The following is a 12,979-nucleotide window of genomic DNA, read 5'->3' on the forward strand; positions in this document are numbered from 1 at the left end:
TGCGTATTGCCTGAAAACACAACCCGCTACGGGGGAGACTTACCCGAAATCTGATTTATTCAACAAAGCCCCATTACCAGTGAACTGTAGCTGCCATGTTTTACGGCAGTGAGAGCAGAGATAGCGCTGATGTCCGGCAGTACTTTTACCGTTACGCACCACGCCTTCAGTAGCTGAGCAGGAGGGACAACTGATGGAGATGGAAGCCACGGGAGCACCTCAAAAACACCATCGTACACTAAATCAGTAAGTTGGCACCATTACCCGGCAGGCGATCTGGATTATCGTCACGCTGTTAAATATACTGTATACATAACCAGTAAAATTAGAGTGTCAGGAGGAAAGATGAAGCTACAGCTTTTCAGCACCGGGAAAGAACACCCGCCACAGGCCCATCCATTGTTTGCCGATCTGGCCAGCTGCGGTTTTCCCAGCCCTGCCGCTGACTATGTCGAGTCCGATCTGGATCTCCATGATTACTGCATACGGCATCCGAGCGCGACGTACTACCTGCGTGCCAGCGGAGACAGCATGGCGGACGGTAGTCTGTACAATGGCGATCTGCTGGTTGTGGACAGTGCTGAAAAGCCGCGGCACGGCGATATCGTTGTCGCCAGCGTACAGGGGGAGTTTACGGTTAAACGGCTTCTGCTGACGCCTCGACTGACGCTGCAGCCCATGAATGCCTCCTGGTCGCCGATTTATCCTGACCCCGACGAGCTGGATATCTTTGGCGTCGTCACGCATATCATCCACCGCCCGAGGGAGATGTACTGATGTTTGCCCTGGCCGATGTGAACAGCTTCTATGCCAGCTGTGAACGTGTTTTCCGACCGGATTTGAAAGGAAAGCCGATAGTCGTCCTGAGCAACAACGACGGGAACGTAATCGCTCGCAGTGCCGAGGCGAAGCCCTGGATCAAAATGGGAACTCCGTGGTTTCAGATAAAAAACGAAAGGTACCCGGAAAAAATATATTCGTTTTCAAGTAACTATGAACTTTACTCCTCGATGTCGGCGCGCGTGATGAACTGCCTGGAGGAACTGGCCCCCAGAGTGGAACAGTATTCAATTGATGAGATGTTCCTCGATTTGACCGGCGTGGAGCACTGTATGGAGCTTGAGGACTTCGGCCGGCAGCTGCGTCAGCACGTGTATGACTGTACCCACCTGACCATTGGCGTGGGCGCCGGACCAACGAAGACCCTTGCAAAATCAGCCCAGTGGGCCTCAAAAGAGTGGAAACAGCTTCGTGGCGTACTTGCTCTGACCAGGGGAAATCCGCAGAGAACGCGGAAACTGCTTTCACTGCAGCCGGTTAAAGAAATCTGGGGGGTGGGTAACCGTATTGCACGCAAGCTGAATGTGCTGGGCATTAAGACCGCGCTCGATCTCGCCCTGACGAACCCGGCCTTCATCCGCAAAAATTTTTCTGTGGTCCTTGAGCGAACGGTACGTGAACTGAACGGGGAAAGCTGCCTTTCGCTTGAGGAAGCCCCTCCGACGAAACAGCAAATTGTCTGCAGCCGCAGTTTTGGCGTGAAGATCACGGAGTACGAGTCACTCCGTCAGGCTATCTGTCAGCACGCAGAGCGGGCCTCTGAAAAGCTGCGTAAAGAGCACCAGTATTGCCGGCATATTTCCGTTTTCATCAAAACGTCTCCGTTCGCCGTTAAAGAACCTTACTACGGCAACGTGGCTACGGAAAAACTTCTTACACCCACTCAGGACACCAGGGACATCATTGCAGCCGCCACAACGGCTCTGGAGCGTATCTGGAGGGATGGACACCGGTATGCCAAAGCCGGAGTTATGCTGAATGACTTCACCGGCTCCGGCGTTTCGCAGCTGCAGCTGTTCGACGAACGCCCGCCACGCCCTTACAGTGCTGAGCTGATGAAGGTTCTGGACGGGATCAACAACTCAGGGCTGGGTAAAGTATGGTTTGCGGGGCGGGGTATTGCCCCGGAATGGCAAATGAAACGGGAGATGCTTTCTCCTGCTTATACGACACGATGGTCAGATATTCCTGCAGCGAAACTGGCGTAAAACTTTGGCGATTTCACCTTGAAATTCTCAGCCTAAACTGCCTAATTACAATAAGTTAGATGTGAAATCGCCATGGCGAAATTATTGACTCAAATTTCTGTCAAGGACCTCGTTGATAGCCTTGTCCAGTTCATCCTGAATCACTTTTGACATACGGCTAAACTCATAAGTCAGCGTACGCCCTTTCACACGCTTACGCGCGAACTTGTCCTTTTCTTCAAAAGACCAGAGTGGGGAAACCACTGACTTTTCCTTGGGAGATGGATCTATCAATGCCTGAGATGCCTGAGAAATCAGCTTCAGTATACTGGCTTTCTGTTCGTCTTCTGGTCGCTCGCCTTCACTCAAAATTGCATCGAGCTGAGCTGATACAGACTGAATGAGTTCTTCAGGCGTTAATCCCTTTTCACTGAGTTTTTCATTAACTTCTAAAAGAAGTTTATAGTCACTAAACGATAGCTCCGACTGAACCGGGAACAGAGAAATCAAGTCTTGCGGTACGGCCGCCGCCTGCAGCGCCCTGGTAACTTTAGCTTGAGATAACCCCTCCAGTTCAGCAATTTCCTTTTGATTAAATCCGGACTCTTTAAGAGCGATCAATCTCAGGCCAATCTCCCGAAGATTATGTTCTTTAGCTGTCTGGATATCTTTAGCCAGTTGGCGAGCTTCATCAGCTGATAAATGCTCTTCGGTAACCATTACATCAAGGCCTGTACGGACAAAAATTGCTGAGGCTCGCCGTCTTGAACCATCCAGTATCTCAATCCTTTCACTTTGCTTAATACCAATACAGGGAAAGAACTGCTGAAACTTAATCGTCTGGATAATGGATTTCAGGGACTCCCTGGTCAGTGCCAGTTGATCTCTTCCGTTGTTTTCCTGGTTTACGAAGGTCTTACTTTCAACTTCAGATGCAGGCACCCGAACAAACCTGAACGTTACCTTCCTGCCGGTTTTTAAGGTAAATACCTGGCTTCTACCGGTGTCCGTCATTTCCGCAATTGACGCCTGGGTATTTAACTGTCTGCCGATGGTTTTTCTTTTCTCATTCGACATCACATACCTCCGTTAGTACGAATGAACTCGATGCGATCAAAGACTGCCTTCGCAAAGTCTTCCGCTGCTGATTTTGCGCTTTTTAGTGCCTCTGTACTTCCATCATAGGTTGCTGGATTTGCTGAAATAACTGTGTCAAAAGTCTCCCCACAGCGTTCGAAACCATCCAGTCTCGGCAGAACCATGTCTAGCATATCGGCACCGAAAACCTCTTTGGCCTGACTATGGCAAATTTTGTGATCAGACTTGTTCAGGATCTTGGACATGAAGCCGACATTACCGATGAGATTGCAGGTGTGCCCATCCATTTCAATGGAATCTATGAGGGCAGGGAGGCTGGCCACAAACTTCAGGGAAGAATGAAAATCAACCGTAGCCGGTGGAAGAGGGGTCAACATCAGGTCTGCCGCCCCAATACAGTTTTTCAGGAACGCATCAAGGTGAGGACCACTATCAAGGAAAATAAAGTCGTAGTCATGCTGGAGCTTATCGATAATGTTATCTTTAAGCACAGCATGAATATTTTTCCCTGGAAGATGTTCTTCACACAATCCCTTCCAGCCTTCAGCAAGGAATGCATCGTCAATGGAAGCGGGGATTACATCAACACCAGGGATAATAGACGGTACTATAAAATCGGAAAGTAATTCTTCACGAGACACGTTCTGGAGCATGGCCTGAGCAGCCGTATTTTCAACCAGGCCCACTGAATTTTCATGGCTCAGGAACATTGTCAGAGATGCCTGCGGATCGAAATCGATGGCCAGAATACGTAGGTCTTCGAACAGAAGCTGAGGATGAGCTCGAAAAGCATGTGATAATGAAGCGGTAGAAACTGTCTTGGAACCACCACCTTTAAGATTACATACAAAAATCGTAAAGGCTTTATCAAAGCGATCCCTGTACTTGGGTACTTTACGGTGGTTATACAGATCGATGACATTCTGAATCGTCATCGCGTATTTCATCGTATTACCAGAAGGTTTCTTTTTGAAAATGTAGCCACCGGCTTCCATTTCGGCCACAGCATACTCAACACTGCCTTTACTGAGCTTAGGCAGCTTATACAGAGCGGCTTTGCTGTATTCCTGATAGAACTCGGTAAGCTTCAATTCCTCTTTTTGCTGGCGGATACTCTCGCTCAAAGATGTCAGAAGCTTACCTGCACGTGTAGCAACTTTCCGTAACTGCTCAATATTGTTCATTTATCACCTCATGACGTTTTTTGTCATTTTGAACAAAAAGAGTCATGTTTCAAGAAAAAAATCATATTGTTTTGATTTCGCTCTCAACAGGAGGGGGGAGAAGTTCGACGGGCGTGCCACTCAATCACAGTGCCGCAACACGCAGACGCACTTATGACTATCACACAACAAGTCGTACAAAAGGGTATAGAGAAAGGTATCAGCGCTCGCCGCAGCCATGTAACCGAGCGTAGCGAGCGAACTGGCGAGGAAGCGAAGAGGAACCGTTCCGGCAGATAGCTCTTACGCTCAGCACAAGAAGAGTTTTCCATCCTCTGTGGGAAACAGGTCAACTTTATGGACGCTCAGGACTATGGGAAACAGGTCAACTTCGCGGACGGCCCGGACTATGGGAAACAGGTCAACTTCACGGACGGCCCGGACTATGGGAAACAGGTCAACTTCACGGATGGCCGGGAGTGTGGGAAACAAGTCAACTCCGCGGACGGCCCGGACTGTGGGAAACAGGTCAACTCCGCGGACGGCCAGGACTGTGGGAAACAGGTCAACTTTGCAGACGTCCGGGACTGTGGGAAACAGGTCAACTCCGCGGACGGCCAGGACTGTGGAAAACAGGTCAACTTTACAGACATCCGGGACTGTGGGAAACAGGTCAACTACGCGGACAGCCGGGATTGCGGGAAACAGGTCAACTTTACAGACATCCGGGACTGTGGGAAACAGGTCAACTTTACAGACATCCGGGACTGTGGGAAACAGGTCAACTTTGCAGACGTCCGGGACTGTGGGAAACAGGTCAACTACGCGGACAGCCGGGATTGCGGGAAACAGGTCAAGTTAGGCAAGCACTATGGGAAATACAGCAATTTTAGTATCCCCCCATATGTCAGCAACAAACTAAGGGGGGGAAATAAAAAATGCAGGCTATTGTTTTTTATCAAGAAAATTAAACAGCAAGCGACCATCTTCTTCAGTGGTATATGTTACCTTTAATGGCGTCTTCTCATTAATTTTCTTCAGAGCAGGTTCCAGGAAGGTACGCTTCATTTCAGCAATATTGTTTTTCTGCGAGGCAGGGAGCATAAACCTTTCACATAACCAGTCATGTGTGGTGATCCAGACACCAGTGCTCCGGAACTGACACAGGCTTTCATAAAGCCGGATGACACGAACACTATTAAGCTGGCCACAGTCATAGAGAGAATAGGTAGTGAACTGGGAGGTTAAGCCGACAAGGAATGGCATGACCTTGTAGTTAAATTCAATCTGCCAGGAACCCCGACCTCGCTTCATTCCTGCTTCAGCCAGCCACGGACGTTTAACTTCTTCAAACTCACCTTCTTTTGGATAAAAGGTAACCGTTGATTCGCCCAGAGCATTTACCCCAGCCTTCACATCACGACTGGCGACAGACGTAGCGACATTGAAGTATTTGACGTAATCGGAAACGCTGATTTTGAAGAGCGGCAATACGTCAGAGTCATCTTCCTGGTTGTCATTAAAATAGGCCTGCATGAGGCATAACCACAGCACACGTTTTGCCTGAAGAGGCAGGTAATATGCAGCTTCGGTCAATTCGTTAGATTGCTTTATACTGGCGCGTTTTTTAAACGTTTTAGTAGCTGGCAAGAGTGCTTGAGTATCCATTTCAATGCCTATGGGTAAATTTTTACCCACCCATAATGACAGTGAAAACAGAAATTGCAAGCTATCGCGATAGTTATCCACCGGAAAAATCTGCACTTTATCCACAAGTGGATAATTGAGAACTGAACTTGACCTCTTTCCCATAGCTTGTTGATGCGTATCCCATAGCTTGTTGACACAAAACCCACGGATACGTGATTAATTTCCCATATTATGTTTACCAGTTGCCCATACAGGCCCCCTCTCAGGCCGCACTGTACGCGGCTTTCAGGCTCCCTAAAAGGTGTAAAATATAGAAAAAGAATAAAAAAATACTTTATAAAAATATGCCCGTGGATAAGTGGATAACCCCGAGAGGGAAGTGATTTTTCAGGCATTTAGCGTAAGCAGAATTTATAAGTTTTGTTCCATGGTGCTTCCTCGCTCACTCGGGGCTTCGCCCTGTCGCTCGGCTGCGGCGAGCACTGCTGGCTCGATCATATCCGTGGGCGGAAGATACTACTCCTCCCCGAGTCGCTCTCCAGAGCCCGCTACAGCGAGACAACCCGCACGAAGATTTCTATCGTCCCTGCAGACATATTCGAATCGTTTTTATTAACCCTGGCTCCCGTCGTGACAGAACACTACTTCCTGTAAAAGGGGGACTAAGGCCCCTGAGTCACACACCTAAAATTAATAATGGCTTCGCTGTATAAGGGGAAAAATGCGGCATATCCAGACATTTCACTAGGCAACTTGAATTCAGATATCTATGCTTGGGATCCGGTCAACAGGAGGTAACAAGATGAAACTTGAAACTATACAGATAGATAATACCGTAAGGAGTGGTCTTAATTCTTTCACTGACGGGGTGATTATTCGTGATACAAAGGTATTGATCACGCTCAATCTCCCGGATGGACAGAAAACCACTATTGAGGGGGAATGGCGGCATATGTCGGACGCCAACAGGTTGTCAGAACGTATTACGATGCTTCAGCATGCGATCTATGAGCAGTATGAGGAATACAGAGCAGATATTCCCGTCAGCTGGTCCAGATAACTTCTGACAGACCTCACCGGCGAGCATGACGTTCGCCAGCATCATTCTCCTAAGTACTTAAATATTCCCTTTCAGCATGGCTACCGCATCCGCTTCGGGCATCTGAAACTGAACTCGATGCCGCGCAGCAACATCAAGTGCAAACACCTTCGTATAGACTTCCGTCGAGCTAATAGATTTGTGGCCCATCAGGCTCTGCAAAACCTTCAGTGGTATGCCGGCATACAGCATGTGCATCGCGTAGGAGTGACGGAACGTATGGGGGGTCACCGGTACTGAGAACGTCACCCCGTCGGCCGCTGCGGCTTCCACCGCTTCGCTAAGCCAGGTGCGGACGGTACGGTCTGTGATCTCCCAGATACGCGCCTTCTCCATTCTGCCGGTGCGTTTGTTTCGTCTTTCGAGGGGAATTTTCAGGGTGGCCACCATCATCTGCAGCTGACTGACGTAGTGGTGATCGGAAAGGGGAACCAGACGATGGACCTGACTGCCTGCGGGGGCACGACCTGCCGTCCTGGCCGCTTTCTCGGTGCGCTGCTTGAGCGTGGCCAGCTGCACGAACGGATACGGCGGCGCCAGCGAAAAATCCCCCCGGGTCAGCGCGAGCGCTTCATTAATGCGCGCGCCGGTGTTCCACAGCGTCGCCAGCAGCATCTTGCGGTGAAGATCCGGCACGTAATGGAGCAGGGCGCTGACTTCCGGCGCCAGCAGGTATTTCGGGAGTTCATCCTGCACGAGCGCCATCTGACGCAGGGCAAGAGCGGCAGGGTAATCGATGGCTACTGGCAGATTCATCGAGGTGTTCCGTGTGTTATCCCTGATACCTGCCGGGAAATTATTATTCATAGTCTAACTCCTGAGCCATCTACTCAGTAACATCAGGCAACCGTTTATATCGGCGGTAAACATTGTTATTATTCCTAATATGCTCCCAGCGCTTCCGATACAAAACACTCCATGCCGACCAACGGTCGTCAGACAACCTGTCCCCAGGCATATCGCATAGCTGACGTAGCCAACGGGATAAACGTATTGCTTTTAATCCGAGTCTTGCAGACTGCCTGTTAAGTTCGAAAATTCCATACGATCCATCGAAGGGAGTATCTTCATTGAACGCCGCACTTATAGAACTCGCGGCTTCCCTGCAGATGACTGGCAATTCAGCAAGTCTGTACATCAATCCTGGTGGCAGAGAACGCCAGTCCCCAGTAATGGACTCGAAATTGATTTCAGGTAAAGAATACTCAATCCTAATACGTCCATCTTGGTCATATTCCCCTGATTCATTAGCAGAATAAACACAGCGTTGTGCAAAACGCTCCAGCAGAAAAACTAGCTCGGTAGATATAAAGTACAATTCATCGTAACGTTTACGTGCAGCAGTAGCTTCTTCACGCCTGCGGGTAAAACGGTGTGTGAGAGCAACACCCACCAGGGCTGCGCCGGCAGAGGAAATAGCCGTAACGATCTGCGGCCACAGGCTGGCACTGTCCTTCACCACCTTCACGCCCTCAGTCGCAATAAACCAGTCAGCCATGTTTGATCCTTATTGAGAAATCCCGCTACAAAATGGAAAGTATCTCACTCATAACGGATTTGTTAGCGTGATAGCGAACGGCAGAGACAATTTGAGTCCGCTTGGAGATTGACTGGACCGGTCCACTAAGGGATCAAAATGACGAAAGTCAGTCTTTACGCTATGAATCCATCGTCCCTGAGAATACCGACACAAAATTCGCCCTGGAGAAGCAACATAACTGCCATCCAGATAGGTAGAACGCCCTTGCCCGGTAGGACTATGCAGCATCAGCCATAAATCGTTATGACCATAAGTTGTTTGTAGAAGCAGATACATGTCTTTCAATGTCAAATCAAACCATCCTTATAGTCACTAAGAGTAATTATGACGTGCAGCATAATCGGCTAAGCACAACCCTGCGTCTGTCACCCGGATGATTTTCCCATGACGTCATCATTTCCAGGCTGATAATAAGCAGCCACATAACCACTCAATTAAATTACCGGACGGCCGTTCCGGCCGGATCCGACTTTTCACTTTTAGCGAAGTTTCCGGTAGTGTATCACGGCCAGGGAATAAGCAAAGCGTCCTTTTAGGGTGGTGAGCGGCCGATCGCGGGGCAGGGGAGGGACACAACATATAGCGTCACTTTCAGCTGAGAACACCGCTACATATTGTGTTGCCTGGCCGCTGCGCTGTCGGGGCTGAAGCAGATCCGGAACTGGGAGTTTTCGGATCTGCGGTGGAAAAATGAGAAAGCAGGATATGCACAGCATATCCATATGCCGCGCATCTGCATAGGGCAGACATACGCATATGCCAGTCATCTGCATATGTTACACCTATACAAACCCATCCGGCAGGCATATACTGCACATATGCACTCATACATCATGCATGATCAGCCGGAGGAACATCCATGCGCACAGTATCGATATTTAAAAACGGCAATAACCGCGCCATCCGTCTGCCCCGGGACCTGGATTTTGACGGCGTCAGCGAGCTGGAGATCGTCCGGGAAGGGGACAGCATCATTCTGCGTCCCGTCCGGCCGACCTGGGGCTCGTTCGCGCAGCTAGACAGGGCCGATCCGGACTTTATGGCGCAGCGTGAGGATGTGGTCAGCGACGAAGGACGCTTTGATCCATGAAGAAAACCTGGATGCTCGACACTAACATCTGCTCGTTCATCATGCGCGAGCAGCCGGCAGCGGTGCTGAAGCGCCTGGAGCAGGTGGTGCTGCGCGGTGATCGCATCGTGGTCTCGGCCGTGACGTATGCCGAGATGCGCTTCGGCGCCACCGGCCCGAAGGCCTCGCCGCGCCATATTCAGCTGGTCGACGCGTTCTGCGCGCGCCTCGATGCCATCCTGCCCTGGGACCGGGCTGCGGTGGACGCCACGACGGACATCCGGGTGGCGCTGCGCCTCGCCGGGACGCCGATCGGCCCGAACGACACCGCCATTGCCGGACACGCCATCGCGGCGGGCGCCATCCTGGTGACGAATAATACAAGAGAGTTTGAGCGGGTGCCGGGTCTGGTTCTGGAAGACTGGGTTAAGTAACGTAGTCAGGCCGCTATCCATCGGCCTGACAGTTTCTCTGCGATGTTATTTGTATTCCTTTTCACCGTTACTGAATGGCTCTACACGGATACGTGTTCTCTCATGTGTGAGTTTTGGCGGCCTGATGAATTTAGATATCCCCAGCTGGACGGCCAGAGTCCACATTTCGTCTGAATAAACGATACTGCGGTGATGCTTCTCAATGAGGAAAGCGTCATAATCATGATGACGGAACGTCTGTAACACCGACCTGACAAATGCCTGTGATGCCCAGCCTTCTTTCAGGCACTGGATGGCTTTGTTGAATAAATCAGATTTCGGGTAAGTCTCCCCCGTAGCGGGTTGTGTTTTCAGGCAATACGCACGCTTTCAGGCATACCTGCTTTCGTCATTTTGTTCAGCGCTCGTACCAGGGCCATAGCCTCTGCAACCTGACCATCGTAGTCACGCAGTGTCAGTGAACCTCCGAACAGCTGTTTTACCCGGTACATCGCCGTTTCCGCTATCGAGCGACGGTTATAATCTGTTGTCCATTTCCACCGCGCATTACTCCCGGTCAGCCGCTGATTCGCAACAGCACGGTTACGGTCTGCATATTCACCGGGCCAGTAACCCGCGCCTTTTCGGGGCGGGATAAGCGCGCTGATTTTCTTACGCCGCAGTTCATCGTGACAGAGCCGGGTGTCGTAAGCGCCGTCTGCCGATGCTGCCCTGATTTTTCTGTGAGTCTGCCGGATAAGACCCGGGAAGGCTTCTGAGTCCGTCACATTGTTCAGCGACAGGTCTGCACAGATGATTTCATGTGTGTTGCTGTCAACTGCCAGATGCAACTTTCGCCATATACGACGGCGTTCTTTGCCGTGTTTTTTGACTTTCCATTCGCCTTCACCAAAGACCTTCAGCCCGGTGGAATCAATCACCAGATGCGCGATTTCACCTCGGGTGAACGTTTTGAAACTGACATTAACCGACTTTGCGCGCTTGCTGACACTGGTGTAATCCGGGCAGCGCAACGGAACATTCATCAGTGTAAAAATGGAATCAATAAAACCCTGTGCAGCCCGCAGGGTCAACCTGAACACGCGTTTAATGACCAGAACGGTGGTGATGGCGAGATCAGAATAGCGCTGAGGTCTTCCCCGTGATGAAGGCGTTGCCGACTCATACCAGGCCTGAATAGGTTCATCATCCAGCCAGAAAGTTATGGAGCCACGGTTGATGAGGGCTTTATTGTAGGTGGGCCAGTTGGTGATTTTGAACTTTTGCTTTGCCACGGAACGGTCTGCGTTGTCGGGAAGATGCGTGATCTGATCCTTCAACTCAGCAAAAGTTCGATTTATTCAACAAAGCCGCATTGAGGCTGTAGCCCAAGGCGATGTTTGCGATGGAGGCACCGGGTTCAGAACACTCCTGAATGACCTGAGCCTTGAAAGATTTGCTGTAGGTACGGCGCTGAGGGCGCATGGAAAATCCGCTTGATGGGCCATGGCCTTCGGCGGCGGTGTCGGGAAGGTGTGTTGGCCGGACGGATACTGTTGAACTACGTTGTCTGGGGCAACGGAAGTGTTTCGGCCCGACTCTGGAACGCGATCCGCAGCGACGACTGGGCAATTCCGCACGTTGGCCTGAGCAGCCTCGGGGAAATCGTCGTCTGGGCGCGCCCAGACGAGTTTCCGCCAAGGAACATGCAGACGAGCAAGGGGCTGCGGGCACTCGGCTACAACGTGAGGATCGGTGTTTGATCGAGGCGCCTGTGGCACACGCAGGCTGACGAGCCAGGCGCTGTCCATTGCCTGAGCAGTTGACCTGCATCAATGGGGCGGGAGAACGCTGCACATTGACTCTTGAGGTTATTCATAGTAGGTCTAATATTACAAAGTATTGCAAGGATTTCCTTGGCCGGAACCGCAAAGCGACGCGATTGGAGAGGGTGAGATGAAAGTGCACCTACAGGTGATTTTCACGCTCGATGAATTGGCTGCGTACTTGAAAGTCGGCAAGCGGACGCTTTATCGGCTCGCCGCACACGGGGAAATTCCGGCTTTCAAGATGGGCGGGACGTGGCGGCTTCGTCAAAGTGAAATCGATCAGTGCATCAATGATCAGACCCGAGCCGGAGCAAAGAAGGAGGTGATGCGCAAGCGTGAACAGCAGAAGTCATCCGAGCAGCCCGTGTCGCCTGGGCGCACTGCCCGTCACAGCAGGCAAAGGGCTTGAGTAACTCGTTTTCCAATTTTTCTGGAGGTATGACATGGACATCGATTTCAAGAAGTTGGCTCCCTGGAACTGGTTCAAGAACGAGCAGCAAGAGCAGCAGACCGTCTCTTCCCTGCCGGTGCAGCGCAATGACCTGCCAGCGGCGAGCGGGCCAGTCAGCCCGATCATGCAACTGCATCGGGAAATCGACCGGCTGTTCGATGACGCATTCCGGGGCTTCGGTTTTCCGGCGTTGAACATGCCGCAGTGGCCATCCGATTGGTCGGGCATGCTGAAGCCGGCCCTGGACATCCAGGAAACCGACAAGCAGTACAAGATTACCCTGGAAGTGCCCGGTGTCGAGGAGAAGGACATCCAGATAACTCTCGACAACGACGTGCTGATGGTGCGTGGCGAGAAGCGCCAGGAACAGGAGAAGAAGGAAGGTGGCTTCCACCGTGTGGAGCGCTCCTACGGCAGCTTTCAGCGTGCCTTGAACCTGCCTGACGACGCCAACCAGGATTCGATCAAGGCATCGTTCAAGAACGGGGTGCTCACGGTCACGATCGACAAGCGCGAGGTCAGCGCGCCGAAGCAGGGACGCTCGATCCCGATCAACGGCTGACGTCGCCGGCTCGTTCGTCACAAGAAAAACCCGGCACGAGACGAGGAGTCGCGGCTCGCGATGCCTCGTCGCCTCAAC

The 12,979-nt window shown here is 51.2% G+C and carries 15 protein-coding genes and 2 pseudogenes; 10 read left to right on the top strand and 7 right to left on the bottom strand.

Translation table 11 applies throughout. The features are described from left to right. Positions 1 to 78: 78 nt before the first annotated feature. A pseudogene (locus ACOTXR_RS23565) lies at positions 79 to 210 on the bottom strand (IS1 family transposase); the annotation flags it as partial. A 135-nt stretch (positions 211 to 345) separates the two neighbouring features. Between ACOTXR_RS23565 and umuD the strand changes: the two are divergent. Both umuD and ACOTXR_RS23575 read left to right on the top strand, forming a co-directional pair. Continuing rightward, the gene (gene umuD, locus ACOTXR_RS23570) at positions 346 to 777 is read left to right on the top strand and encodes a translesion error-prone DNA polymerase V autoproteolytic subunit (RefSeq protein WP_006796638.1); all 432 of its coding nucleotides are present in this window, start codon (positions 346 to 348) and stop codon (positions 775 to 777) included. Beyond that, the gene (locus ACOTXR_RS23575) at positions 777 to 2,048 is read left to right on the top strand and encodes a Y-family DNA polymerase (RefSeq protein ID WP_222834873.1); all 1,272 of its coding nucleotides are present in this window, start codon (positions 777 to 779) and stop codon (positions 2,046 to 2,048) included. Before umuD ends, ACOTXR_RS23575 begins: the two co-directional genes overlap by 1 nt. Positions 2,049 to 2,129: 81 nt before the next feature. Here ACOTXR_RS23575 and ACOTXR_RS23580 read toward each other — a convergent pair whose 3' ends face one another. Together ACOTXR_RS23580 and ACOTXR_RS23585 are read right to left on the bottom strand one after the other, a co-directional pair. After that, the gene (locus ACOTXR_RS23580; protein WP_000064119.1) at positions 2,130 to 3,104 is read right to left on the bottom strand and encodes a ParB family protein; all 975 of its coding nucleotides are present in this window, start codon (positions 3,102 to 3,104) and stop codon (positions 2,130 to 2,132) included. Further along, a complete protein-coding gene (locus ACOTXR_RS23585; RefSeq protein WP_006797591.1) occupies positions 3,104 to 4,309 on the bottom strand; it encodes an AAA family ATPase in 1,206 nt (401 codons plus the stop codon). The genes ACOTXR_RS23580 and ACOTXR_RS23585 overlap by 1 nt, the downstream gene beginning before the upstream one ends. 129 nt (positions 4,310 to 4,438) lie before the next feature. Between ACOTXR_RS23585 and ACOTXR_RS23590 the strand changes: the two are divergent. Beyond that, positions 4,439 to 4,514: pseudogene (locus ACOTXR_RS23590) on the top strand (hypothetical protein); the annotation flags it as partial. A 131-nt stretch (positions 4,515 to 4,645) separates the two neighbouring features. After that, positions 4,646 to 5,302: a hypothetical protein gene (locus ACOTXR_RS23595; protein WP_226856284.1), complete on the top strand. Its 657-nt coding sequence runs from the start codon at positions 4,646 to 4,648 to the stop codon at positions 5,300 to 5,302. Here the strand turns inward: ACOTXR_RS23595 and ACOTXR_RS23600 are convergent. Further along, positions 5,234 to 6,100, bottom strand: a complete 867-nt coding sequence (locus ACOTXR_RS23600) for a replication initiation protein (protein ID WP_023302476.1) — start codon at positions 6,098 to 6,100, stop codon at positions 5,234 to 5,236. The genes ACOTXR_RS23595 and ACOTXR_RS23600 overlap by 69 nt on opposite strands. Positions 6,101 to 6,740: 640 nt before the next feature. Here ACOTXR_RS23600 and ACOTXR_RS23605 point away from each other — a divergent pair. Continuing rightward, positions 6,741 to 6,998 carry a hypothetical protein gene (locus ACOTXR_RS23605; RefSeq protein WP_000764642.1) on the top strand — a complete coding sequence of 86 codons (258 nt, stop codon included), beginning with the start codon at positions 6,741 to 6,743 and terminating at the stop codon, positions 6,996 to 6,998. A 57-nt stretch (positions 6,999 to 7,055) separates the two neighbouring features. Here ACOTXR_RS23605 and ACOTXR_RS23610 read toward each other — a convergent pair whose 3' ends face one another. Beyond that, the gene (locus tag ACOTXR_RS23610) at positions 7,056 to 7,793 is read right to left on the bottom strand and encodes a site-specific integrase (protein WP_106660985.1); all 738 of its coding nucleotides are present in this window, start codon (positions 7,791 to 7,793) and stop codon (positions 7,056 to 7,058) included. Between the two features lie 70 nt (positions 7,794 to 7,863). Further along, on the bottom strand, positions 7,864 to 8,535 hold the full coding sequence (locus ACOTXR_RS23615; RefSeq protein ID WP_024140048.1) for a hypothetical protein: 672 nt from the start codon (positions 8,533 to 8,535) through the stop codon (positions 7,864 to 7,866). Positions 8,536 to 9,436: 901 nt separating this feature from the next. On the opposite strand from ACOTXR_RS23615, the gene vapB reads away from it, so the two are divergent. Together vapB and ACOTXR_RS23625 are read left to right on the top strand one after the other, a co-directional pair. Then, a complete protein-coding gene (gene vapB, locus ACOTXR_RS23620) occupies positions 9,437 to 9,667 on the top strand; it encodes a type II toxin-antitoxin system VapB family antitoxin (protein ID WP_023293777.1) in 231 nt (76 codons plus the stop codon). Beyond that, positions 9,664 to 10,080 (top strand): type II toxin-antitoxin system VapC family toxin, encoded by a 417-nt coding sequence (locus ACOTXR_RS23625; protein ID WP_000754567.1) that lies wholly within the window; start codon positions 9,664 to 9,666, stop codon positions 10,078 to 10,080. The genes vapB and ACOTXR_RS23625 overlap by 4 nt, the downstream gene beginning before the upstream one ends. Before the next feature lie 350 nt (positions 10,081 to 10,430). On the opposite strand, the gene ACOTXR_RS23630 is transcribed toward ACOTXR_RS23625, so the two are convergent. Next, positions 10,431 to 11,399 carry an IS5 family transposase gene (locus tag ACOTXR_RS23630; RefSeq protein ID WP_163467572.1) on the bottom strand — a complete coding sequence of 323 codons (969 nt, stop codon included), beginning with the start codon at positions 11,397 to 11,399 and terminating at the stop codon, positions 10,431 to 10,433. Between the two features lie 159 nt (positions 11,400 to 11,558). Here ACOTXR_RS23630 and ACOTXR_RS23635 point away from each other — a divergent pair, with 159 nt between their 5' ends. The 3 genes from ACOTXR_RS23635 to hsp20 all read left to right on the top strand — a co-directional run bounded on the left by ACOTXR_RS23635 (position 11,559) and on the right by hsp20 (position 12,901). Then, a complete protein-coding gene (locus ACOTXR_RS23635; protein ID WP_001295708.1) occupies positions 11,559 to 11,822 on the top strand; it encodes a hypothetical protein in 264 nt (87 codons plus the stop codon). Between the two features lie 193 nt (positions 11,823 to 12,015). Next, positions 12,016 to 12,297: a helix-turn-helix domain-containing protein gene (locus ACOTXR_RS23640; RefSeq protein WP_023332908.1), complete on the top strand. Its 282-nt coding sequence runs from the start codon at positions 12,016 to 12,018 to the stop codon at positions 12,295 to 12,297. Between the two features lie 34 nt (positions 12,298 to 12,331). Beyond that, the gene (gene hsp20, locus ACOTXR_RS23645; protein WP_023332907.1) at positions 12,332 to 12,901 is read left to right on the top strand and encodes a small heat shock protein sHSP20; all 570 of its coding nucleotides are present in this window, start codon (positions 12,332 to 12,334) and stop codon (positions 12,899 to 12,901) included. Positions 12,902 to 12,979 lie beyond the last annotated feature (78 nt).

Source organism: Enterobacter cloacae complex sp. IR53030 (genome assembly GCF_049238365.1).
Taxonomy (GTDB): Bacteria; Pseudomonadota; Gammaproteobacteria; order Enterobacterales; family Enterobacteriaceae; genus Enterobacter; species Enterobacter kobei.